This is a genomic window from Caldicellulosiruptor morganii (assembly GCF_026810225.1).
GTDB lineage: Bacteria > Bacillota > Thermoanaerobacteria > Caldicellulosiruptorales > Caldicellulosiruptoraceae > Caldicellulosiruptor > Caldicellulosiruptor morganii.
Genome location: NZ_CP113865.1, coordinates 107,150 through 130,982, shown reverse-complemented (window position 1 = coordinate 130,982; position 23,833 = coordinate 107,150). Strand labels below are relative to the sequence as shown.

Genomic DNA, 23,833 nt, shown 5'->3' with positions numbered 1-23,833 from the left:
TAATGAACATTGACGTTGTTTACATTCAGGATTTATCACCTGAAATACACAACATTTTAAAAAATAATCAACCTGGCAGTTTACCCGTAGATTGCAAAAATTTTTTATTAAGACAAACGGTATAATGTCAAGGGGGTTTTTTAAAAAAATTTTTTAGATAATTAGGGCAAAAAAGGCAATAGAATACCGAGCCGCTCAGCCTGGAAAAATTTAACTGGCAGCTTGTTTTGAGAAGATTATTAAATTAAGAAATGGGATTAACTAAGTATTGTAAACATCACCTCTTTCTTGATATATTTGACCTTTGCTGAGCATTGCAAAGATCAGAGGAATTAATCGTCTTGCGGTGAGGACGAGGGCACGTTTATGCTGATGTTTGGTAACCTCTGAGAACTTCTTGTTGTAGAAGGCTTTATAACGGACTGTGTGCACCCTAACACAGTTAGCAGCCTCAACAAGATAGTATCTCAGGTATTGGTTACCACACTTAGCCAATGAGGTTTCCTGGGCATTGAAATTGCCTGATTGGTATTGAGTCCAAACAAGGCCGGAGTATTTAGCTAAAGCAGCTTCATTTTTGAAGCGCTTGATATCACCGATTTCAGCGATGATGCCGGCTGCAAGAACATCTCCTATGCCAGGGATGGTGGTCAAGGTTTGGGAGAAAGCTTTAAGAAGTTTTGAGATTTCTTTGTCGAGTTTTTTAAGTTGTTCTTGCATAAATCTAATGTTTTCAAGAGTCATAGACAAAGCTAAGTCATTTGCCTCAGCCAACAGAGGATGTAATCTGTATGAACGATTAGCAGCGGTTTTAAGTATTTCAGCGATTTTATTGACATCTGATAATCTGTTGTTGCCGTTGTCAGATACAAATTTAATTAAATCTTCTAAAGGCATGGAAGCAATATCATCTGGGGTGAAGTTTTCGATGATAGCGCAAGATGCCTTACCGAAGATATCAGAAAATGGGCAGTCTTGAGAATAAGTGGAGAATTTAAGGTATATGAGATTGAGAGCTCTGTTTTTTTCGCGAGTTAGATTATGAACAAGGTGATAGCGCATTCTGGTAAGGCGTTGTAGTGCAGCATATTTGAAGTCAGGCAAAGGTGTTGGATTTAGCTTACTGAACCTGACGCATTCAGCAATAACGACAGCGTCGATGTTATCTGTTTTAGGCAAGAAAGTGTAGATCTTTTTAAATCCTTTGACGATGCTTGGGTTGAGCACGTAAAAGGTTGGTTTGTAAGGTAGTAATTCAGAAGAGGAAGCAAGATACAAATGCAGATGCCAACCGTAATGTGAAGTTGCTTCCATGCCGAATTTAACGTAGGACAGATTATACTGGCTGAGGCAGTCAATGACTCTTTTGATTAATTCATTAGCACCTTCTTGATCGTTAGGCAAGGAAAAGGGTTTTTTAATCAAGTGATTTCCGGCATCATCGATGAAGAAGATAGAATTTGACTGACTACTGATATCAATGCCCACGATTAAAGTATTTGGCAATTTAAAGGCCTCCTTTCTAAAGTGTGTGGTGTTAGAAAAAAGTTTTGCCCTTTATCCCTGGGGATTACATGTAATGCAGCCTCGCCGATATTAGAGCTACGGAGCAGTTTACAGGGTGCACACATCTGACATGCTCAAATCAGATGTGGTAAACTGACCGTGCACAGCAAACGAGTAAACATTACTCATGTAATCCTTTGGGGTTCAGTCTTTCTCAAGCTGTGGCGTGCAGATATCAAAGCACGTCCAGCAGGAGGTGGTCAAAAAATATCCAAATAAACTAAATCAGGCTTAAACTTTTTCTGATATTAGTTTACCAGAGATAAAGGGCAAATTTAAACTGTAGCAGTCAATTTTAATATTCAATTTTTTAAGAAGTGAATGTGTTAAGAAAAGCTTTGTTATCAAGGTCAGTTTCCAGTAATCAATTGGTACTAATAATTTAATGTACCAATTGAGATATGAAGTTTTAAGTGATTTGATAATCATATTATACGAGAGGTATAGCAAAGCAGGGAACATATAAAGTTTCTGGTATATGCTTTGTAAATTTATTTAATCTTGAACTTAAAACTTACTTTTTTGAAAAAGAGCTGGAGAAAATTATTTACTTTGATGAATCAAACAGCATACTTTACGGTTATTACTGGAATACTGATGACCAGTATGTTAAAATTATTATCAGGAGTATCAATCTGCTGAACAGATACGAAAAAGACATTTTTGAAATTCCCATTGTTGAATCAAAGCTCTGGGAAAGTCATTTGAAGCAGGAGGGAGTAGATAATTTCTTTTCGCCTCATCCTTTCTTTTTTGAAATGGTAAATCCTCGCTATGCAATAATTATACATGATAAGATTTTTCCTTTTGTTTCAAGCAATAAATGGCAAATTTATGTAATAGATCTTTTTGAGAGTAAATTTTACAGTTACGTCTTCGACAATAATCCTCAAAAGTTCTTTCCTTTATGCTATATAAGGTATTTTCCTGTTAGCAAGACTGATGGCTTTGTTTTTATCAAATTTGGACAAATTGATGCTGACGAAAAGGAAATGTATTATCCTCCCGAAAGTTTTAAAATGGCTGAGCATTTCCGGGAGGCTTTTGCATTCTACCCGCTGAATAAATTCATAGAAGATATTAAAAATCAAAGCCTATTTTTTGACAATTATATTGTTGAACGTATCTCAGAAAATTTTTCTTTTCGCTATTTAGATGATATTGAATCAATAAAAGATTTTTGCTTCTACTATATTAAAAAATCTTTAAAAACCGGTTCATCAAGGCTTATAAAATTAGATCTTAAAACCTTTGCCAAAGAAGTTATTAAACCTTCAATTGATCCTGACAGTAAATTTTTGTTTTATGACAATGGGTTATTGATGGCTATTTCTTCATCAATTGAAGAGATAAATGACAAACAAAATCTGTTAAAAATAAGCAAAGAATATCTTAATGGAAATAACGCAAAAAGTGCAAGTTTTATTCTGAGCAAAGAAGAGCAGTTTGTAGATATAACATACAAGTATATAGCAAAATACAATCTTTTTGGGACCATTTCACCCGGTTTTGACTATAAAGACACCCCCAAACACTATAAAATAAAGCTGTACTCATTGGAATCTTCTTCTGTTTTACTTGAATTCATTACAAAATACCCTTTTTCAAATCCTTTTCTAATTACACTTGTTGAAAAAAATAAAGACAGGGATGAATTTTTACTAATATTATGATGATAAGCTTCCTGGATTATCTTTATTCACATTTGATAAACTCAAGATCTTATGATTGCCAGGCAAAACTGTTGCAGGGAGGTATTTTGATGTCATTTCAAGTTTTATACATGCATGACATCTGCTCGGATTACAAAGAATTCTTAAAAACATTTGAACCCCATGCCAGATTTGAAAACAATTTTTCCATAAGTGTGCCGCAAAAAATTGGAGATATTCTGGTTGCAAGTATATTAAAAAATCCCTCTGCCATCGGCGAAGTAAACAATATGATTGGACTATTTTTGTGTAACCTCTCAACTTTTGAAACCAGGCTATACTTTTTTAAGAACAGCTATTACAAAATGCTGTTTTTTGATGATAAAAATTATACTTTTTATGGATGTATTTATGCAGTCAATGATAACCAATTAAAAATAAACATCTGTGAAGTTAACCTTCGCAAAACTATAGAAAGAACCCTGATGGAAGTGCCAATTATGGACCTGGATAATACCAATCAATTGCCAGACATCCTCTCAAATATCAAAATGATTAACCACCGGTATATTATAATCTTTGTTGAAAATTCAGAACAAAAAGGCTTCAGGATTATTCTCATCGACATGATAAATGAGAAATATTATGTTTATGAACCCAGAAATTGCTGTGGAGATTACCTTCTTTACACCTTCTCATTTATGGATTATATACCACCTGTTAATAATAACGACGGTTACATACTTATTAAAACAGGTAAAATTGAGCCACATGAAAAAAAATGCTCTGGGATAACCATAAGATAGAACGCATAGTGGATGCATTGGAAACCTTTATACTTTATCCTCAAAGTAAATTCATACAGGATATAATTTTGCAAAAACCCTATTTTGACTCATATCTGGTTGATTGCTCATTGAGAAATTTATCATTTGATTTTTACAATTTTATTGACGGACAATATTATTTTTACACCAAATATAAATTTGACAAAAATAAAACAGAACTCATAAAAATAAATTTGCACAACCTCACAAAGCAGGATTGCTATGTGTTAGATGGAATTGTTTATCCTCTTTTAAGGGATAGAGAGGGAAACTTTTGTGTATTCCAATGTTTGGAAGAACAAGAAAATGACAAAAGAAAACTAAAGATTGTTAACCATTCTGTTTTTAAAAATAAAAAACACACGGTAGATATTGATATCAGTAATGACGAACAATTATTATTTGCATACAATTTCTCTCTGGTATTTGAAAATTTCATAAGCGGCTTTGTATTAACTGCTTCACCAAAGATTGATTTTATCAATCCGAAACACTATAGAATAAAAATATACTCCACAAAAAACAGAAAACCTGTTTATGAATTTAATACAAAACACCTTGTATTTTTACACTGTGTATATGGTTTAATCAATAATTTTCTTAACCCTGAGGAACATTTGCTATTACTATTTTGATATCTTGCCTTTTATAAAATTTTTGCTTCAGCTCAAAAGGATGCAAAACAGTATTGAGATTCTAAAAGGGAACTGATATGATTAAATTCAAGAAGCAAGCACTATTGAAGCTCTATATCCGGGTGAAAAAATACACATCAAAAATTACAACACCTTCACGTTTGACAGAAATGAAAGATGCTTTGATATTTGTGAAAGCGATGGCTATCTTGTAACAGCAAAATTTTCACAGACAGACGGTTTTATCTTCAGGTTCTTTTCGCCCTGGGACAAAAGCTTGCTGCTGCAAACCAGACCCTGTTCAAAAATTCTTTATTTTAGCAATCCTCTAAACAATGAAGAAGTTCTGGTTATTCCATACTGACACAGAATCTTTAATTTGGGTTTTGAAAGCAATGAATATATAAAAAAGGGAAAATAACAATAATACAAATGCTTTTCAATCAATTCAGAGGTCAAAAGATAAAAGAATTATAGATAATAGTATAATTGAGATAATTTGCATATTTACAAAATAGCTGAAGAATGCGAGCAATATAAATAGCAAGTTATAACAGGTTCCAAACCCACGTAACTATCTTTAGCCTTTTTGAATTTGATTTTGAGTGGCTTTATTTTGTATGAATTTTGAGGTAAAAAAAGTTTCTGCTTAAATTATAAAACAGCAGATAATAAATACTTGAGTAATGGGGGAGAAAAATTGAGTTATATAAGGTTAGCTAAAATTGAAGATGCAGCTATTATGAGTAGAATACACGCTTTAACGTGGAAAGAAGCTTATAAAGGTTTGATACCGCAAGAATATCTAAATGGGATTTCGGAAGATAGGTGGATCAAGCCATTTATTGAGGCGTTATCTAACAAATTGCATGAAGCGGCGATAATAAATAACGGAGAAACTGATACTGGATGTGTTTGTTTTGGTAAATCGCGTGATGGAGAAGCTGGATATGGAGAGATTATATCTATATATGTTTTACCAGCATATTGGTCAACAGGGCAAGGTTATGAATTAATGAATTTTGCTTTAAATAGATTGAAAAAGCAAAATTTTGATTATTGTCACCTTTGGGTTTTGGAAGGTAATACGAGAGCTTTGAATTTTTACGAAAAGTATGGGTTCAGAAGTGATAATAAAGTAAGAATAATTAATATTGCAGGAGTAAATTTGAGAGAATTAAGGTATTCTATTAAATTATAATATGCTTTTTTCTATAGTTAGTTATTGTATTTCCCATTTCATCCATATTTATTACCAGTTAAGAATTTCTTTATAAAGCATTACATAGGAACCAACCAGATTTCATTTTTGGAGCTGCCGATTAACTTTCCTACAGATGAATTATCTGAGGCTTCATTACAACAAAAAATGTTTTAAAGGGTGAAATCAAAGCATACTTTTTAGATGAAAAAGAATCTTTCTTTGCAACAAAACTCGATGAAGGTTTTGTTCTCATTTTTGATACAGCAAAAGACGAAATAAAGGCTGTTGTAATTTATCCCTATCATGTCGAGGTATTTTCGTAAAATACAAAATAGATAAAATTTTAAATTGCTATAAATAATAGGCTTAGCAGAGCAAACCACCCTGCTAAGCCCAAATGTCTACTTAACTTATTTTGATTGATTTGAAGAATTTGCATTTGCAAAGCTTCTTATGCCTCTGCCGTTGCCAAAGCCTCTGCCTTGCCCTATATCCTGCTTTTGCCCGTTTTTACCACCAAATATTCCATACCCGGTTTGTGGTCTGTTTGTATAGCCCTGTCCGTTGCAGCTGCCAATTCGTGATTTCATCTGTGCCTTTATGCTATCTGCCTGCTCTTTGGTGATGATGCCATCTTTTACTTTTTGGTCAACCAAAGCAGCTTTTTCCTGATACACAGCATCTTTAAACTTCTCAGCTGTCACACCCTTTGACAGAGCTATCTGATAAAAAGTCTGTCCCTGTGACCTCAAAGCTACAACCTCATCAACTGTAAGACCTGTGAGCTTTGCTACAATTGAAGCCATAAACTGAGCACCATACCCTCTTGCCATGTGCAAAACTGTGGCATTAGCTGCTGATGTTGAGCTATTGTTTGAAACGCCTGTTGCAGCAAAAGCAGCCAAGTTCAGGGCAAGTACCAAAAAAGCCGCTGCCAAAACAAAACCTATTTTCCTTTTCATTTGAATCAACCTCCCAAAAACTAAAATTTTGTTTTGCAATTATAAATATAAAGGTGCTTTGTGAAACTGATGTGAAGAAACTGTGGAGTTTTTGTGAAGAAAATCTTTTTAAATAAATTGTGTTTTGAAAATGATGATTTTTGCGCAAGTCTCTGGTAAAATTTATTTAAGGAATCACCGCTTTTCGTATCCAAAATTCACAGGGAGTGAGTTACAGGTTGAAGATACTTCTGGTTGAGGATGAAGAAAAGCTCAGAAAAATAATAAAGTTGTATCTTGAAAAAGAAGGATTTGAAGTGGAAGAAGCAGCAGACGGAAACCAGGCAATCGAAAAATTTCAACCTTCTATGTACTCTGCTGTGATCTTAGATGTCATGCTGCCACAAAAAGATGGCTGGAGCGTGTTAAGAGAAATAAGGAAAAAGGATGATACGCCGGTTATTATGCTGACAGCCCGCGGAGAGGATGATGATAAGATATTTGGATTTGAACTTGGTGCTGATGACTATGTTGTAAAGCCTGTCAGCCCCAAGGAGATTGTTGCACGTGTAAAGGCAATTTTAAAGAGAGCTAAAAAACCTGTTTTAGCTGACATTCTGTTCATTGACAAAGCAGCAAGAGAGGTTTATGTAAAAGGCCAAAGAGTGAATCTAACTCAAAAAGAATATGAACTTTTACTGTACCTGTATGAAAGGCAAAACATTGCACTTTCAAGAGAGCAAATTTTAAACAGCGTATGGGGTTATGATTATTACGGAGAGCTCAGGACTGTGGATACACATATTAAAAACCTCAGAGAGAAGCTTGGAGATATCAGAGAGTGTATTAAAACAGTAAGAGGATATGGATACAAGTTTGAGGTGAAAAAATGAGAAGAATAAGCCTAAAACTTCTTACCTACACACTGATTTTGCTCTTCATTATGCTTGGATTGAGTTTTTTTCTACAAAGCAATATCATAACAAGTGGTTTTAAAACCAATTTGAAAAATAAAATGATTCAATACGCAAAAGACATTGCTGATAAGTTTAAGAATAACCTTGACTATTCAAGTGAAGCAGATAACATCGCCAGTATTATAAACGGCAGAGTATCAATATATGACTCAACCGGCAGTTTGATAGATTCTTATGGAAGACTGATGTTTGGAAGAACAAGGAACATTGAAAGACAAACAATTTTGGATGTTTTATCAGGAAAAACTATCTACAAAACAGACCAAAGAACATTTCAGGGAAGTACATTATTTACCTTAGGAATGCCTGTTATTAACAATAATAAAATCATAGGAGCAATATTCATTCATACTCCCTTGCATGACATACAAAATGACGTGAGAAATGTCAAAAATCAAATCTTTATCCTTTTTATCGCTGCCCTTTTAATATCAATAATCGGTGCATATGTGCTGAGCAGCCTGTTCACAAAACCGATTCTAAAAATCAATGACGCAGCCAAAGCTATAGCAAGTGGAAATTATAACGTTAAAATTAATGTTAAAAACAAAGATGAAATTGGTGAGCTTGCAAACACAATCAATCTCATGGCTCAAAATCTTTTAACAACAGAGAAGCTAAGAAGAGATTTTATAGCAAACACAACTCATGAGCTGAGAACCCCGCTAAGTATTATAAAAAGTTATGCTGAGGCTATATACGATGGCATATTGGAAAAAGACCAAATCAAAGAATATGCAAGTTCAATTATGGAAGAAGCTGAGCGTTTGAATAATCTAATAAATGAAATTCTTGAGCTATCAAAATTGCAATCGGGGGCAGTTCAGCTGAGTACTCAACCTATAAACTTAAAAAATCTTTTTAGTGAGATTATTTCTGAATTAAATATTATTAAAGGAAACAGAAAGCTTTGGCTTTTTGAAAATGATATTGTATTAAAAGGCGATGCTAAGCTTTTGAAAATAGCTTTCAGCAACATTATTGTAAACGCAATCAATCATACAAATGACACAGGAAATATTTTTATAAAAGCTGATAAAAAACACGATTATATCGAAATATCAATCAAAGATGATGGTGAAGGAATCGATGAAGCAGACCTGCCATACATTTTCAATAGATTTTACAGCACCAATACCAGAAAAGGAATAGGCGGACTTGGTTTGTCAATAGCAAAAGAAATAATCCAAATGCACAATGGTGAGATCAGTGTTTTTAGCAAAAAAGGAGAAGGAGCTGAGTTCATTGTAAAGTTCAAATGTTAACCACACATTGAAATACCAAAAATCAAAGGGGCTGTTAAAAAATTCACACCAGCCCCTTGAACCTATTTTTATTGCATCATTTAAATTTAATGTTGTATTTTGAAATCTTCTTTCACCATGCGAATTAATTTTGCAACTCTTCAACAATCCTGTCCACAATCCTCTCCTGATACCCGGCAAGCTGAAGCTCTTTCATCTTCCGGCAGACGCTTTGAAGCTGAGCAGATTCAATATTTTTCAGCATCTCAAGGCGCCTTTCATCAATCTTATTTTGAGATAGTGCCAGAAGATAGTGGCTTTCGTCCATGCAAAGTGGCTTTGCACCAAAGTTTTGAATTACCCTGTCTGCAATCAAAAGCCCCTCCGGGTCAAAGTCGCCCGAGTAAAGCAGCTCAATATTTGTTTTTGCTATGCTTTCAATTACTATCCTGCAGGAAAGCCTCAGATGCCCGTTTGTGCACACAGCAGAAACCTCAGGGACTTTTTGCACAATGGCAGAAAACACAGCAGGATTCTCAACAATCACAAGCTTATTTGAATATGCAAAAAACCCTCTGTAATCCTTTATTGTATAAAGCGGTAAAATCAGTGGCTTTTTCTGGCTGCCGAAGCACCTGAGCCCTTCATCCTCTTTTCCATCTTCAACATACCCGCCAATGTTGTACAAAAGACACCAGTTTGAAAGCTCATCAATCAAGATGTTGTTATCAAAAAGCAGTTCTGATTTTTCCTCTGCATTCTGTGGAAACTCTTTACCGCTTAAAATGCTCAAAAGCTTCAAAAATATCTTTCCTGCGTCTTTATCATGGTCAAAAAAGTGGGGGTTGCCCGTGGTCCTTGTTGCAAAAATAGCTAAGGTCTCAGGGCTCTGCGGTCTTTTTAAAATCGCTTCTATGACCTTTTTCATCATCTCCAAAAACTCTTTCTGCGAATACTTTTTGTAATAGCTTTCAAACCATTTGAAATTTTCCCTGAAAGCATCCAAAACCTCTGCGGCGTTTTCATCAGCCTCAAAATGTGCCGACAAACTTTCAAAAAACTTCAACACCCTTTCACTTTCCAGATGCTTTTCTTCCTTTTTGGTGATAACCTCTTTTTTTAAAACCGCTGACAGAACGCTTTTAAAATCAAGCCCTGAGAACTTAGTGTCCTGAAACTTTGTCTCCGCAAAGTCCTTTACATCAATTACAAGCCTGTCGCCTCTCAAAACCCTTCTAAGATACCGCGACAAAGCCTCTTTTTCCTCTTCACTCGGATTTTCCAGAATCACTCTGCCAGAAAACCTGCCCAAAGACCTGTATTTTTGGTAAATAAGCTCCAGCGCACGCCTAAAGCCTTTTTGCGAAAAGTACTTAACACACTCATAAAAAATCCTATCCTCTGTCATACCTCAACCAGCACCTTCTTGTATCCATTCCAGATATACTTTACTTTTAACACAGATGGCTGATTGTTCTCTCTCAAAAGCTCGTATATGCAAAGTCCTGGCACTGTTTTGTAATCGCCCCACAGAACCTGAGAGTTCATTATATAGTCAAATTCAAGCTTTTCTATCAGATCAAACATGTTTTCAATGTTGTTCTCATCAACACCAGCAAACGCCTCATCAAGTGCAATTATTCTCGGTGCAAAATTCGCAGCGCTCTCATATTTTGCGCACAGTGCCGCAAACAGTGGAACGTATATGGAAAGTGCTTTTTCACCGCCAGAGAACCTGTCAAATGCATTGTTTGTAAGCTCTTTTCTGCTTTCCCCTACCTTCTGGTAGTAGAGCCTGAACTCAAACCACTGTCTGTAATCAAGAACCTCTTTGATTATCTCATAGAGCGTTGCAAAGTTTTCGGGGTTTTCCTGGTACCTTTTTGCCTTTTCTATGCGCGACCTGAAATGCATTGCAATCCTGTTTCTGTCATCATCTGTTGCGGCAAGAGGGTCCTTGCTCAAAAGCTTTACCAGCTCACCTGTAGAAAGCTCATCCTCTGCCTCCTGTCTTTTCTGCTCCCATGAAAGCCGGAATGTAAGACCGCTTGATGTAGACAAATTTGCCATAAGCTCATTCATTTTCTTTACCCAATCCTGGGCAAGCATGATTTTCCTTGAAATCTTAAAGCCTATATTCTTTGCCAGAACATCTTCAAAAAGCTCTCTTTCGCTCTCTGTTATCAAGTTCTTTTTCTCGGCAATTTCCATTTCAATTTCATCTATAAACTGGTAAAGCGAAAGAAATCTCCCCTCTTTCCTGCAGGTCCACAAATACCTTTTGTAGGTTGTTCTGTCATCTTTCCAATCAACAAGGTTTGCTCCAAACTCTGCAAGCTGGATCTGTGTTGTATAATGGATGGACATAAGCCTCTGAAGTATCGAAGAAAAATCCTTCTGAGAATACTCTTTAAGAATTTCTTCCTTTGACTTTGCAAACTCTATAAGCTTTTGCTCATCCTCAAATTCTACCCCTTTGAAAACAAAACCAAATCCAAGCTCTATCTTAAAAGAGGACATAGCCAATTCATATTCACTTTCAATTGACTCAAGATCCTGTTTTAAAAACTCAAGCTTCTGTTCAGATGCTGCTTTTTGGGAAGTCACCTCAAAAAGCTTTTCATTAAGTCTTTTTCTCTCAACCGGGATGTTCTCAAGCCTCTCAAACGCTCTTCTCTGCTTGTCAAAAAGTCTCTGAGCATCCTCGCTCGAAAGCCTTTTTTCAATCTCCCCTTTCTGAAGATTTAAAACCCCCAACTTTTCAGAAATCCTGTGAACATCGCCATTTAAAGTATCTACACTTTCTTTTATCTGTTCATATAACCTGTTCAGACTCTGGTGCGTTTTTTCAATTTCCTGCTTATGCAGCACCTCAGTCTCAAGTCTCAAAAGTAAGTTCGACAGCGCACTTGCGTCCTGTTTTGCTTTTGCAAAAACCTCTTTTGAAGACGGTACTGACAGCTTTGTTGCAATCAGTGAAATTTCATATTTCAGTTGATTTTGCTTATTTGTCAGCTCTTTTATTCTCTCTTCAAAAGCTTCAATCTCAATCTGAAGCTTTGAAATATTCCTCTCAACCCCATTTATCATGTCAAAGGCAGTGTCCAAGTCTGCAGATGTCGGAAAGTTTTTCTTTTCAAGCTCTAAAACCTCAAGCCGGGATTTTAGAAAATTTGCCTCAGCTTTCTTTTCTTCCAGCTCTTTTGCAAGAGTTTGAATCTCCTCCTCAAGCTGCAAAATTAGCATTTGTTTGTACCTTCGCCTGTTCTCAATGCCTATATACCTTGCCTGTTCATGTGTGGTTGTCTTCCCTTTCAATATGCCATTTCCAAACCGCCCATCTTCACATACATATATTCCATCATCTACAGGATTTATATGGATACTGTCAATTACAGCGGCAACCTCCTGTCTCAAAGCATCTGCATTTTCAAAGTTTGCAACCTCAAGATACTCATTTAGTGTGTGAGAAAAGTATGCCGGCTTTGGAAAAAGTACAACTTCCTTTTCATCCTCCAGAAGTTCATCAATTTCATTTTTATACTTTTCTGGCACAATAAGAACATTTAAAACCCCAAGCTCAAAAAGTGCATCCTCAATCACAGCTTTTAATCTCTCATCTGTGCCCGGTTTAAAGTCAACTGCCATGTAAAAAGGCACAAACGGCACACCTTTTTCTAAAAGTCTCTGTCTTACCTTCTTTTGTTTCTCTGAAGATGGTATAAACTCGTCTTTCTGGCTCTGAATCTCCTCAATTTTTTGCTTTCTGTCTTTAATTCTCTCTTTGAGTAGATTCATTTCAAACTCGATCTTTCGCAAGTTGTCTGAGATTGACAGATAATGTCTGCCATACACATCATTCAAAATCTTCTTTACACCTTCATACTCGCCCTTTTGTGATATTGTGTTTATCAGCTGAAACATCAAAGTTATATCATCAGCCTCTGCTTTTAAAACTTGATTTTGTTCAAAATAGCTCTTGATTTTGCTCTTTAGAATGTTTTTTGCATCTTCAAGCTGAAGAATTAAAAGATTTAACTTATCCTGGTACTTTTGAAGCTGAATTTTGCCCTGGTCAAGTCTTTTCAGCTGGTTATCCAGGTCTTTTTGCACATCCTGCAGGGCATCATAGTTTTTAAGAGCCTTTTCCACTTCAGCTATGAAGTTTGTTAGCTCAGATTTTAGAATGTCCAAACTCTTTTGCTCATTTTTTTCAAAAATATCAATTACATCCAAAAACCTTTGCATATTCAAACTCTCAAGCAGCTTTTTGCTCTGCTGAACATAGTCCTTTATCAAATTCTGAGAATTCAAAAGCTGGTGTTTTGTGTGCTTTATGTCAGCATCTGCCCGAGAGAGCCTTTGCATGTGGTCATTTAAACTTGAAAGTTTTAAAGTTTTTTGAGTTTCCAAATCCTCAATTTCAGCATTTAGTTCGATAAGCTTTTGCTGAAGCTTAAATATATCACTTTCTTTTATGCTCTCAAGCCTGAACTTCAGCGCCTGTTCTTCCTTTTCAATACTGTCAAGACTATTTCTCAGATCTGATTCCATATCTGTGAGTTTTTGAAACTCTTTTGAGAGTATCTCACACCTTTCTTTTGCCTTTGTCAGTTTTTTATACGATTCTATCAGCTCAGAAATTCTCTGGTACATTAAAAATCTGTTGTACTCATCATACGCTCTTTTTATCTTTTCAAGGCAGGATTGGATTGCCTCCAAATTTTTAAGCTCTGTCTGGATTTTGTCCATGTTTTCAATCGACTCTGAAAGGCTGCGAAGGTCACTTTCGGACAGTGCAGGAAGCGACTCTTGCAAAATACCGCATATCCTGTCTGGCTTTATATCCCTTGAAAGTTTCGGTGCTCGAACACGGATTATCAGATCAATCAGGTTCTCAAAGTCTTCCACATTTTCAAACCCAAACAGGACCTTGTTTACCTCCTGCATATAATCTCTTCTGCTTGTGAAAACCCTGCCACCACTGCCAATCAGGTTCTCAAACTTTCTTCTTGTGAGAGGAATCTTCTGTTCGCCCATCTTTTCATAGAAGAATATATCAATCCCAAACCTTCTGTTGTCTGTCAGTACAAAATACCAGCAGTCAACACCTGAGCCCCTTTTTGCTCTCATACCCATACCAATTGAAACAAATATGTTTTCCTTTTTGAACTCCAGAAAAAGGTATGCTGTCGACTCATTCTTCCCTGAGATATCCTGCTCGCCCAGGACATAGTCCTCAAGCTTTCTCGCGTTTGAGCCGAAAGAGTCAAGCCTTGATGGATGATAGTTGCCGTCCAAAAGGAGTGTTATGAAACTCTGCATTGTGACAGACTTTCCAGACCCGTTTGGACCGCGAATCAGCATCCTTCCATCAAAAAAGTCAAAATACTCTTCATCATAGTACCAGTAGTTAAAAACACCTGCTCGGGATAGCACCCACCTGCGTTCCTTGCTCATTCTTGATCAAAAAACCTCCATCTTGTTCTTTTTTAAAAATGCTTATTTTTAAATACTCTCTTCAGCCTCATCTGAAGCCTGGTACTCGCCAACCACCTTCAGATAAATTGGATAGATTACAACAAACCCGTCTTCCTGCAGTTTTGCAAATCCAAGTTCGCACAAAAACTTTAAAAACTCATCAAACACTTTATCAAGGCTTTTTTCTCGCCATTCTTTATTCCAAAAGTTTTTGTATTGCTTTTGCACATCTTCCAAAATGGATTTCAAAGCATTTATGTGAATCTCCAGGGTTTCATTTGCAGGATTAAGGCTGTATTCACCTTTTTCTATCTTTGACAAAAGCTGGCTTGAGACCAAAAGAAGAATGTCGCAGAGGTTACTATCGTCAGGATAGGTATTTTTATAGCTCTCATTAATAGCCAAAAACGCAAAAGACTTGAATATATGAAAACTTGCCTCTGGCAGATGTTTTTCAAGCTCTGCTGTAATGTTAACCTTTTGACGTTTTATATACAAAAGCTCATCCTCATTTTCAAAACTGACACTGCCATCAACAACAAGCCCCCTGTATGCTTTAATCCTTTTGATATCTGATATGGGCTGTGAAATTCCGTTTGCAAACTCAAATTCACTGTTCAAAATCTCCTGCCAGCTGCTGTACTCAGTAATACTCTTTGGAAACACCCTCATAAAATATCGTGAAATCCCCGTCGACTCGTAAAGCACCTCTGCCTCACTATTTTCTGCAAACTCTTCCTGATTACCATCGTCAATTCTTATCATCCTCATCTTCTCACAAAACTTAAGCACTCTGATAAGTGATCGTCTGTTTGAGTAGAGTGTCCAGTCAATCTCTTCATCTGGAAAGTTCATCCTGATATACTCTGTGATGTTGGAAAGCAAAAACTGCTCTTCCACCCCTTTGTCTTCCAAAAAGGCAAGGACAAGGCACAAAAATGCATAGTCCCGCGGCTGTTCAAAATCAAGCACTCCCATATACTCTTTTGGAACAAGTGGCACCTTTTCAAGCTTTACCATGTTTGAGGTTGTTATAAATTTCAGACCCAGGTTTTTCACAATGAATTCTCTTGTCTCTTTATCAAGATTTTTTAGCTGGTAAAAGGTCTCGCTATCCTCTTCTTTCAATATCCAAAAATTCTCAAGAAGCTTCAAAAGATTGCTCATATTTTCGCTCTTCCTTCTTTCGCAAAGGTTTTTGTTATTTATCAACAAACTCAATGACATACGCTGGCATGTCCATTTTGCCATCAGTGCACTCCAAGATACATCTTCTGTCATCCTGAGGTATTAAGACTTTAAACTTTTTGCCAGAGTCAGTGTTTGCCACTTTGCTGCCAAGCCCTCGTGACAGCCACACAAAAAGCCTTTTTCTGACCTCTGGTGTAATCACAGGAAGCTTTTCAAACTCTATTTTGTTGCCTTTAAGGAGACTTTGCAAAAGTTCATTTTCTTCTTCAATCTTCTTTTTGTACTCTTCAAACCTCTTCTTCTTTTCTTCAGAAAACTCGCTTGCGGGAACCACCTTGCTCTTTTCTCTTATTAATCTTCCCCGTGACTTCAAAGGCACTTTAAATCCTGGAAGGTCAAGAATGCCAATAGCTGTTGACTCGGTGGCTCTTGGAAAGTCACCTGTGATATATTTGGGACACATCACGCCAAATACAACAGAAGATAACTTATGACACTCTGATATGTCAAGATTTGAAAACAGTCTTGCCAAATGCTTATACTCCTCTGTTCTGTTTACTTTAAGTGTTGAGGACTCTGAAAGCCTTGCTGCATAACTTGAAACCTTTCTAATTATCTGCTGAATCTGCTCAAGAAGCCTTTCTGCCTGCCCGTTTGGGCTGACAAACCAATCTTTTATATTCTGCCATCTGCCTTTGATGTACCCTTCTATTGTGCTGCTATCTCTGAATATATTTTTCGGATGTTCTTTTTCTGCCTGAATTATGTACATCAAAAGCTCATCCACCCTGTACTGTGGCAGGTTCAAAAAAAGAGATCTTATTCCTGGCAGATAATTTTGAAATATATCATGAAAATTGTAAAGGTAATGCAAAAGCTTTGACTTGTATTCCAAAAACTTTTCTTTTATCATCAGGCTTTCATACTCAGAGGATGTCAGCATAGAAATATACTCAGTATAACTATTTTCTATTTCCTCAAACGCACCTGTTAGCTCATCCCACCAATCAACTGCCTGTTTTTGCGGATCTTTTAAAACCAGATCAACGCTGAGCAAAAGCCTGTATATCTTTTCTATATGTTTTGGGTTTAGCTCTGCTTTTGTCTCCTGTGAATTTTCAAGCTCGAACAAAAACCTTTCTATCCTGAGCCCAATTGAGGTAAGCTCGTACAAAAACCTCTTGTTTTTGAACTCCTGCAAAGTGGCTGTTTTTGATGTATCCTGGGTGGACTTGAGATTTCCCCAGTCAACAAGGCTTTTGAGGTCCTGCTCGCACATATCCTCTGTATAGTCAGAAAAATTTGGAAGTGTCTTTAAAAAGCTGTATATCTCATCCTTTGTGAGCCTGTTTTTGTACTGCATATGGCTCAAAAAGCAAAACCTCATAATGGTTCTGTACCTTTCAGCATTTGGCTCTGTGAGATATTTAAATTGTTTCATCTGTGAGAAAAGAGGTATTGTAAATTGCGTCATGACAATTATCTCATCCCTGAAAGTAGATTTTTAGTTTATTTTATTATACCACAAAAAATAAAAAAGCTCTCTTTGGCAGGTTTAAACAAAACAGCGCAATTTCTGCCAATGAGAGCTGGCATGTCATCATTTTCAGCTTGCTGTTTGAAGTGCCTTTTTAAGCCTGCTTATTTCAACCTCGTGTCTTCCCAGAATCTCGTAGAACACCTCAACATTGACCCTGTTTTCTTTTAACTCCCTTACATCCTCTTTTAAGGTTCTGATATCATCTGAAAGTCTTCTCACCGCAAGCTCAACAATTGAAATTCTGTCATCTATGTATTTTTTAAGCTCTTCGTGCTCGCGCGCATTTTGCTGCATGTAAGACTCCTGTATCTCAGCCATAAGCTCAAGCTTTCTTTTGAGGTCCTCAAGCATAACAGAGTTTCTGGTTGTCTCAGCCTCGAGCCTGTCAATTCGTCTTTCAAGACCGTCAACTCGCCTCTCAAAAGCCTCAACCTTCTTCTCAAGCACATCAAGTCTCTTTTCAAGTGCATCAAGCCTCTGTTCTACTCTGTCAAGCCGTTCTTCCACTCTGTCAAGTCGCTGTTTTACCTCATTTAAGCCTTCATTTATGGTATTAACCTTTTCCAACACAAGACCTAACATTTGCTTAACCTCATCCATCTTTCTACATCCTCCAGCTTGAGTTTAAATTTATTATATCCCAACCACTTTCAATTGTAAATTTGAAAATATTATCTATTAAGTATCAACATGGCATCGCCAAAACTGAAAAACCTGTAGCGTTCTTCAACTGCTACTTTGTATGCATTCATTATCCTCTCATATCCACCAAACGCACACACAAGCATCATCAAGGTTGTATCCGGAAGATGAAAGTTTGTGACAAGCCCATCGAGAATCTTAAACTCATAACCCGGATAGATAAAGATGTCTGTCCAGCCTTTTTGAGCTTTTACCAGGCCCTTTTCATCCGCTGCTGACTCTAAAACCCTGCATGATGTTGTGCCAACCGCAATTACCCTTTTGCCAAGCCTTTTTGCCTCATTTATTCTCTCTGCCACATCTTCTGATATCTCATAATACTCCTCATGCATTTTGTGCTCTTCAATATTCTCAACCTTCACAGGCTTGAATGTGCCAAGCCCAACGTGCAAAGTCACATACAAAATCCAAACACCTTTTTTTGAAATTCTATCAAGCAGCTCCTCTGTAAAGTGAAGTCCTGCAGTCGGTGCTGCAGCAGACCCCGGAATTTTACTGTATACCGTCTGATACCTTTCCACATCTTCAAGCTTTTCTTTTATATAAGGTGGAAGTGGAATCTCGCCCAGGCTCTCCAAAACCTCTTCAAATACACCTTCATAGTAGAACCTTACAATCCTTGTGCCCTCATCCCGGTTAACATGTAGAACCTCGGCCTTCAGTCTTCCGTCTCCAAACACAAATCTTCTTCCTTTTCGTGCCTTTTTGCCCGGGCGTGTCATAACCTCCCATGTATCTATGCTGAGTCTTTTTACAAGCAAAAACTCAATAAAGCTGCCCGTGTCCTCACGCTGACCAATCAGACGTGCTGGAATCACCCTTGAGTTGTTAAGAACAAGGCAGTCACCCTCATTTAAATACTCCACAATATCACGGAAAATTCTGTGCTCTATTTTCCCATCCGGCAGAAGTACCATTAGCCTTGATGAGTCGCGCGGTTCAACCGGTTTTTGCGCTATCAGCTCATCCGGCAGGTCATAGTGAAAGTCGCTGAGTTTCCACTTTCTCATCTTTTTTCAATCTCAACTCCTGTGTAATAGTGTTTTATAATCTGTTTATAATTGTACCCTCTTTCTGCAAGTCCCTTTGCACCCCACTGGCTCATCCCAACACCGTGTCCCCAGCCTTTGCCATTGAACGTGTATGTTGTGGGGACTGAACAAATCTCTTCCAAAGTTCCATCCTCCTTCACAATCTTTACTGTGGGGGGTGTTTTTTTAGTAGCACTTTCCCCAGAGCCTGCAAAATCTTGATTTTGCGAATAAACATCATTGTACACAGATGAAAAAACGTCATCTCCGAAAGGAGAATAAGTGCTGCTAAAAACTGTCTTCTCATATTCTTTGCTTTCAAGCCCACCGTCGTTATCACCGGCAAAGATTTTGCTGCTGCCAATCCTTGTCCTTCTTACATTCCCATTTTCATCTACAACCCTGACATCAGCATCTGTTGAGATTGTATATGCCTGGCTGTAAAGGCCAAATAATGACCTTGTTGCTTCCTTTTGACATTCATATACACCATCTGTTCCGACAATTCTGAGTCTCAAAACCCTTCCAGCCTTTGTATACTCCAGAACCTTTATATCCAGTATATCCCCAACATCAATATTCTTCTTTTTCAACATATTCCTTATCTCATCTTTTGTGAACTGGAAGGTCCATGAGGACTTTGAATTTTGCGCTTCTTTTGAATTGTCAACAGACCTTAAGTATTCAACAGGATACAGCCAGACGTTCTCAGAATCCTCGGTTGGAATTCCGCCTGTTGATGAAAAGTAAACAGCATCAATCAATGATCCTTTGTATGTTATTACCTCACCTCTTGTTGAGTCAACTGCCAGTATAGCCCGTTTTTCGCCATATGTGCCATCAACCGCTCCACCGTAAACCTGGCAGTGGTCTGTCGGGCACAGGTCAAACCCCTGTGCACTGTGTTTGCCAAGATTTTTTACAGCATATGTTCTTGCAATCACTGCAAAGGCTTTAACAGCTTCTATGTTCCAGAGCGGATCTATCTCCATCCTTATAACACCGTACAGGTACTCTTCTAACTTTGAAAGGTTTATAACTGTCATGTCACTTCCCTTTATGCGCTTAAACTCAACCCTGCCCCTGTACCATCTGCCGTCAACCTTTATTCTTTCAATCCCATTCTGACTCTGTGGAATCAGCATCAAAAATCTGCTATCCTGTCCGTCAAACCCAAACAGTATTTTACCCGCCTGGTCCTTTACAAGCACCATTGTATCAGATGAATATAAAGTCGCACCCTCAAGCTTTGACTGAAGCTTTTTGGCATCCTGAAGATTGTCAAAACATCCCATCAGGATGGAATATCCATTGTTGATATAGCCCACAAAAGCATCTTTGGAAAAGCCAGCAAAGTTCTTCAAAGCATCGCTTGCTGTCCTGTATGATATATATCTTCCCACTGCAACATGTATATTTGGACCCTGTTTCCCATCCTTTTTGTAAACATCTTTTGACACAGTCAGCGTGTCTTTTTGTGTGCTGGCAACCGTGACAAAGCTCCTGTCATCAGAGATTCCTATGTAAAGTCCGCCTTTTGCATAGATTTTCGTTTCATCAACCGGTTTTGACTTACCATACCTGTCGGCGTAGTATATTCCTATTCTTATCCACTCAGGAATTTGTGTTTGAGAAAATGCGGACAATATATTAATTGAAAGAACAATAAATACAAGTGCAAAGACTGCCCCGCAAAAACCTTTTTTTCTCAATTCTGACTCTCTCCCCCGACAATGCTTTCCTTTAAGTTTCTACCTTATTATTCTATTGTATCAAAAACCCCTCTTGTTAGTCTATTGCAAAAGGAATATAATTTTATCTATGAATTTTAGAAATTATATTTTTGTGGAGGGGCAAAAGAAATTGTATATCATAGTGGTGGGATGCGGGAAGGTAGGGTCTAATCTGGCAAAGTCGCTTGCCGACGAAGGACATGACGTTGTTGTGATAGACTCTGACGCCAAAAACTTTGAACGGCTGGGTCCTGATTTCAATGGCATGAAAATCCAGGGTGTTGTGATTGATGAGGATGTGCTAAAGCAAGCGGGAATAGAAAGGGCAGACGCCTTAGCAGCAGTGACACCTGATGATAGCACAAACATTATGATAGCACAGATAGCAGAGGAGATCTATCAGGTTCCAAAAGTTATTGCAAGGATATACGACCCACTGCGCGAGGACATCTTCCATTCACTCGGGCTTGAGACAATCTGCCCTACCACCTTGGCTGTTGAGTATATAAAGTCAATACTGCTTTCGCGCGAGATTCGCCACAAGCACAGATTTGGCAAAGACAATGTGTTTTTCAAATACATCACACCAAAAAGGGATGATATAGGCAAAGGACTGGATAAGATTGTTCTTTCTGATAACTGTTATCTTTTCGGAATAATCAGAAACCAACATTTTTATTTTAAAAGCAAGCACATAAAACTTCAGGAAAACGATATTATGGTAGTTGCTGAGAAGAAGGTGAATGCATGAGAGTTGTAATTGTGGGCGGTGGCAAAGTGGGGTATTTTTTGACAAAGCTTTTAGCAGAAAGAGGCAAATATCACATAACAGTGATCGAAGAGCAGCCAGAGCTTTGCAGAAAGGTTGCTGAAGAGTTTTCAAATGTAACTGTGATAGAAGGTGATGGTACTTCGCTTGACACACTTTCGGATGCAAAGGTGTACAGGTGCGACTTTTTCATCGCTGTCACAGGAAAAGATGAGGACAACCTGATATCGTGCCAGCTTGCCAAAAAGGTGTTTGAAGTCAAAAGAACCATTGCAAGAGCCAACAATCCCAAAAATATCAATGTGATGAAGCGCCTCGGGGTTGACAATGTCATATCCTCAACAGATATAATTGCAAAGATCATAGAGCATGAGGTTGAAATAGAACCTTTGAGCGTTCTTGCAACACTCAAAAACGGTGAGATAATCGTGTTTCAGACAGTTGTTCAGAAAAACTCACCTGCTGCAAACAAAAAGATAGCAGAAATCCCTTTTCCAAAAGAGAGTATTATAGGTGCAGTTATAAGGGAAAACGAGACGTTTGTGCCATCGGGTGACAGTATAATCCTGCCCGGCGACACTCTTCTTGTCATCATAAATGAAAAAGACAGGGCAGAGTTCAAAAAGCTCATTTCCTCAAAATAGTTGCGAGGTGAGATCAGTTTGAAGAGAAAAAGAAACATTGCCCAAACAGCAGTTGGTGTTCTGGTTGAGCTTGGTATTGCCCTTAGCTTTATAGCGGCAGGATTTTTAGCGGCAGTTCTAATCAGCATTCTGTTTTAATTTAGCAATAAATGCTCAAGAAGGAGACAGGAATAAAGATGGAGAAGTCTTTTTTCAAACCGGGTCACATTGAACTCAGGCATATACTCTATATGACAGGTAAAACTCTGAGCGCCATTGGGCTTGTTGAACTAATTGCTATTGTAACATCGCTTTTGTACAGAGAATGGAACATGGCGTTTGACCTTATGATTGGCACGGGGCTGTTCTTTGTGGTGAGTTTTATTTTTATCTTCATTGGCAGGGACACCAAAGACCAGCGGTTTTCATGGGGTGCAGGCATGAGCATGGTGGCACTCACATGGGGACTTGGGTCTTTGATCTCTGCTGTGCCATGCTATCTATCAGGACACTTTGCATCCTATCTGGATGCATTTTTTGAGGTGATGAGCGGGTACACAACAACAGGGCTTGTTCTGATTCAGGACCTTGACCATGCACCAATGGGGCTCAACATGTGGCGGCACCTTATCACATACATTGGCGGACAGGGCATGGTGCTGATGACGCTGAGTTTTTTAGCCTCAGGTATGAAAGGACTTTTAAAGGTCTACATGGGTGAGGCAAGAGATGAGCAAATCTTTCCGAATGTTATTCACACTGCAAGGATAATCTGGTTTGTGAGCCTTCTGTATCTGGTCCTTGGCACTGCAGCACTTACAATAACCGGGGTTTTTATTGGTCTTCCTTTTGATATGGCATTTTTCAGAGGCTTCTGGATGTTTCTGGGCGGCTGGGACACAGCGGGCTTTGCGCCGCAATCCCAGAATGCAATGTATTTCCACAGCGCTTCTTTTGAAATTATATGCATGGTAATAATGATTCTTGGAACAATAAACTTTGCCCTGCATTATTTTATTTTGAGCGGAAATTACAGGGAAGGAATCAGAAATGCCGAGATAAAAAGCCTGTTTGTAACAGTAACATCCCTGAGCATACTGGGGTTTGTTTCGCTGAGAGCAATCTACAGCACACCGCTTGTGTCTTTCAGAAAGGTATTTTATCACTTTCTGTCTGCCCACACAGGCACAGGGTTTGCAACACTCTATTCGCAGCAGTTTTTCTATGAGTGGTCAGATGCTGCCATAATACTCATTGTAATAGCAATGCTTGCAGGCGGTTCTGTTTGCTCAACAGCAGGTGGTATCAAAGCACTCAGAATTGCAATTCTGGCAAATGCACTTGTAAATGACATTAAAAAAATGATTCGACCGGACTCTGCTGTTGTTGTCGAAAAATTTCATCATCTAAAAGAGGTTACTTTGCAGGACAGGCATGTGAGAAATGCATCCATTATTGTGCTTTTGTACATTGCAACATTTGCAATTGGAACCTTAGCAGGAACTTTTTATGGGTATCCACTAAAACAGGCTATGTTTGAGTCAGCTTCAGCGCTTGGAAATGTTGGACTTTCAAGCGGAATTACCCAGCCTTCCATGCCAAACGGGCTTAAAGTGATTTACATCTTTATGATGTGGGTTGGAAGGCTTGAGTTTATGTCCGTGATTGCGCTTTTTGCATTTTTATTTAAAGAGGCAAAGGAAGGATAGAAAAGAAG

The 23,833-nt window shown here is 37.9% G+C and carries 20 protein-coding genes; 11 read left to right on the top strand and 9 right to left on the bottom strand.

Annotated features, from left to right (window positions below; all coding sequences use genetic code 11):
- Positions 1-2: 2 nt before the first annotated feature.
- The gene (locus OTK00_RS00610) at positions 3-125 is read left to right on the top strand and encodes a hypothetical protein (RefSeq protein WP_268760803.1); all 123 of its coding nucleotides are present in this window, start codon (positions 3-5) and stop codon (positions 123-125) included.
- Between the two features lie 136 nt (positions 126-261).
- Here the strand turns inward: OTK00_RS00610 and OTK00_RS00605 are convergent, their stop codons facing one another.
- Positions 262-1,506, bottom strand: coding sequence for an IS110 family RNA-guided transposase (locus OTK00_RS00605; RefSeq protein WP_045168518.1), 1,245 nt, complete (start codon positions 1,504-1,506; stop codon positions 262-264).
- A 764-nt stretch (positions 1,507-2,270) separates the two neighbouring features.
- Here OTK00_RS00605 and OTK00_RS00600 point away from each other — a divergent pair.
- The 5 genes from OTK00_RS00600 (at position 2,271) to OTK00_RS00580 (ending at position 5,881) form a co-directional block, all read left to right on the top strand.
- Positions 2,271-3,239 carry a hypothetical protein gene (locus OTK00_RS00600; protein WP_241765420.1) on the top strand — a complete coding sequence of 323 codons (969 nt, stop codon included), beginning with the start codon at positions 2,271-2,273 and terminating at the stop codon, positions 3,237-3,239.
- Between the two features lie 89 nt (positions 3,240-3,328).
- Positions 3,329-4,024, top strand: coding sequence for a hypothetical protein (locus OTK00_RS00595; protein WP_157840991.1), 696 nt, complete (start codon positions 3,329-3,331; stop codon positions 4,022-4,024).
- 110 nt (positions 4,025-4,134) lie between these two features.
- Positions 4,135-4,680: a hypothetical protein gene (locus OTK00_RS00590; protein WP_157840992.1), complete on the top strand. Its 546-nt coding sequence runs from the start codon at positions 4,135-4,137 to the stop codon at positions 4,678-4,680.
- 77 nt (positions 4,681-4,757) lie between these two features.
- On the top strand, positions 4,758-4,895 hold the full coding sequence (locus OTK00_RS00585; protein ID WP_157840993.1) for a hypothetical protein: 138 nt from the start codon (positions 4,758-4,760) through the stop codon (positions 4,893-4,895).
- 485 nt (positions 4,896-5,380) lie between these two features.
- Positions 5,381-5,881 (top strand): GNAT family N-acetyltransferase, encoded by a 501-nt coding sequence (locus tag OTK00_RS00580; RefSeq protein ID WP_045168521.1) that lies wholly within the window; start codon positions 5,381-5,383, stop codon positions 5,879-5,881.
- A 413-nt stretch (positions 5,882-6,294) separates the two neighbouring features.
- On the opposite strand, the gene OTK00_RS00575 is transcribed toward OTK00_RS00580, so the two are convergent.
- On the bottom strand, positions 6,295-6,846 hold the full coding sequence (locus tag OTK00_RS00575) for a hypothetical protein (RefSeq protein WP_045168522.1): 552 nt from the start codon (positions 6,844-6,846) through the stop codon (positions 6,295-6,297).
- A 218-nt stretch (positions 6,847-7,064) separates the two neighbouring features.
- Here OTK00_RS00575 and OTK00_RS00570 point away from each other — a divergent pair, with 218 nt between their 5' ends.
- Together OTK00_RS00570 and OTK00_RS00565 are read left to right on the top strand one after the other, a co-directional pair.
- Positions 7,065-7,718, top strand: a complete 654-nt coding sequence (locus tag OTK00_RS00570; RefSeq protein WP_045168523.1) for a response regulator transcription factor — start codon at positions 7,065-7,067, stop codon at positions 7,716-7,718.
- Positions 7,715-9,067, top strand: coding sequence for a sensor histidine kinase (locus OTK00_RS00565; RefSeq protein ID WP_045168524.1), 1,353 nt, complete (start codon positions 7,715-7,717; stop codon positions 9,065-9,067). Before OTK00_RS00570 ends, OTK00_RS00565 begins: the two co-directional genes overlap by 4 nt.
- 124 nt (positions 9,068-9,191) lie before the next feature.
- Here OTK00_RS00565 and OTK00_RS00560 read toward each other — a convergent pair whose 3' ends face one another.
- The 7 genes from OTK00_RS00560 to OTK00_RS00530 all read right to left on the bottom strand — a co-directional run bounded on the left by OTK00_RS00560 (position 9,192) and on the right by OTK00_RS00530 (position 20,703).
- Positions 9,192-10,454, bottom strand: coding sequence for a TIGR02679 domain-containing protein (locus OTK00_RS00560; protein ID WP_045168525.1), 1,263 nt, complete (start codon positions 10,452-10,454; stop codon positions 9,192-9,194).
- A complete protein-coding gene (locus OTK00_RS00555) occupies positions 10,451-14,506 on the bottom strand; it encodes a TIGR02680 family protein (protein ID WP_045168526.1) in 4,056 nt (1,351 codons plus the stop codon). Before OTK00_RS00555 ends, OTK00_RS00560 begins: the two co-directional genes overlap by 4 nt.
- Positions 14,507-14,554: 48 nt before the next feature.
- The gene (locus OTK00_RS00550) at positions 14,555-15,748 is read right to left on the bottom strand and encodes a TIGR02678 family protein (RefSeq protein WP_268760802.1); all 1,194 of its coding nucleotides are present in this window, start codon (positions 15,746-15,748) and stop codon (positions 14,555-14,557) included.
- Complete coding sequence (locus OTK00_RS00545; protein WP_045168527.1) at positions 15,729-17,192, bottom strand: TIGR02677 family protein; 1,464 nt, start codon at positions 17,190-17,192, stop codon at positions 15,729-15,731. The genes OTK00_RS00550 and OTK00_RS00545 overlap by 20 nt, the downstream gene beginning before the upstream one ends.
- A 132-nt stretch (positions 17,193-17,324) precedes the next feature.
- Positions 17,325-17,858 carry a coiled-coil domain-containing protein gene (locus OTK00_RS00540; RefSeq protein ID WP_045168528.1) on the bottom strand — a complete coding sequence of 178 codons (534 nt, stop codon included), beginning with the start codon at positions 17,856-17,858 and terminating at the stop codon, positions 17,325-17,327.
- A gap of 71 nt (positions 17,859-17,929) precedes the next feature.
- The gene (queA, locus tag OTK00_RS00535) at positions 17,930-18,970 is read right to left on the bottom strand and encodes a tRNA preQ1(34) S-adenosylmethionine ribosyltransferase-isomerase QueA (protein WP_045168529.1); all 1,041 of its coding nucleotides are present in this window, start codon (positions 18,968-18,970) and stop codon (positions 17,930-17,932) included.
- Positions 18,967-20,703 (bottom strand): SpoIID/LytB domain-containing protein, encoded by a 1,737-nt coding sequence (locus OTK00_RS00530; protein WP_045168530.1) that lies wholly within the window; start codon positions 20,701-20,703, stop codon positions 18,967-18,969. The genes queA and OTK00_RS00530 overlap by 4 nt, the downstream gene beginning before the upstream one ends.
- A 151-nt stretch (positions 20,704-20,854) precedes the next feature.
- Between OTK00_RS00530 and OTK00_RS00525 the strand changes: the two genes are divergently transcribed.
- The 3 genes from OTK00_RS00525 to OTK00_RS00515 all read left to right on the top strand — a co-directional run bounded on the left by OTK00_RS00525 (position 20,855) and on the right by OTK00_RS00515 (position 23,825).
- Positions 20,855-21,475, top strand: a complete 621-nt coding sequence (locus tag OTK00_RS00525) for a potassium channel family protein (protein ID WP_045168532.1) — start codon at positions 20,855-20,857, stop codon at positions 21,473-21,475.
- Positions 21,472-22,137 (top strand): NAD-binding protein, encoded by a 666-nt coding sequence (locus OTK00_RS00520; protein WP_045168534.1) that lies wholly within the window; start codon positions 21,472-21,474, stop codon positions 22,135-22,137. The genes OTK00_RS00525 and OTK00_RS00520 overlap by 4 nt, the downstream gene beginning before the upstream one ends.
- A gap of 176 nt (positions 22,138-22,313) precedes the next feature.
- Positions 22,314-23,825, top strand: coding sequence for a TrkH family potassium uptake protein (locus tag OTK00_RS00515; protein ID WP_045168535.1), 1,512 nt, complete (start codon positions 22,314-22,316; stop codon positions 23,823-23,825).
- Positions 23,826-23,833 lie beyond the last annotated feature (8 nt).

Excerpts from the sequence above, each read along its gene's own strand:
- OTK00_RS00540 (WP_045168528.1), bottom strand. The coding sequence starts at position 17,858 with ATGGATGAGGTTAAGCAAATGTTAGGTCTTGTGTTGGAAAAGGTTAAT.
- OTK00_RS00515 (WP_045168535.1), top strand. The coding sequence starts at position 22,314 with ATGGAGAAGTCTTTTTTCAAACCGGGTCACATTGAACTCAGGCATATA.
- OTK00_RS00565 (WP_045168524.1), top strand. The coding sequence starts at position 7,715 with ATGAGAAGAATAAGCCTAAAACTTCTTACCTACACACTGATTTTGCTC.
- queA (WP_045168529.1), bottom strand. The coding sequence starts at position 18,970 with ATGAGAAAGTGGAAACTCAGCGACTTTCACTATGACCTGCCGGATGAG.
- OTK00_RS00545 (WP_045168527.1), bottom strand. The coding sequence starts at position 17,192 with ATGACGCAATTTACAATACCTCTTTTCTCACAGATGAAACAATTTAAA.
- OTK00_RS00575 (WP_045168522.1), bottom strand. The coding sequence starts at position 6,846 with ATGAAAAGGAAAATAGGTTTTGTTTTGGCAGCGGCTTTTTTGGTACTT.
- OTK00_RS00610 (WP_268760803.1), top strand. The coding sequence starts at position 3 with ATGAACATTGACGTTGTTTACATTCAGGATTTATCACCTGAAATACAC.
- OTK00_RS00560 (WP_045168525.1), bottom strand. The coding sequence starts at position 10,454 with ATGACAGAGGATAGGATTTTTTATGAGTGTGTTAAGTACTTTTCGCAA.
- OTK00_RS00555 (WP_045168526.1), bottom strand. The coding sequence starts at position 14,506 with ATGAGCAAGGAACGCAGGTGGGTGCTATCCCGAGCAGGTGTTTTTAAC.
- OTK00_RS00595 (WP_157840991.1), top strand. The coding sequence starts at position 3,329 with ATGTCATTTCAAGTTTTATACATGCATGACATCTGCTCGGATTACAAA.
- OTK00_RS00520 (WP_045168534.1), top strand. The coding sequence starts at position 21,472 with ATGAGAGTTGTAATTGTGGGCGGTGGCAAAGTGGGGTATTTTTTGACA.
- OTK00_RS00585 (WP_157840993.1), top strand. The coding sequence starts at position 4,758 with ATGATTAAATTCAAGAAGCAAGCACTATTGAAGCTCTATATCCGGGTG.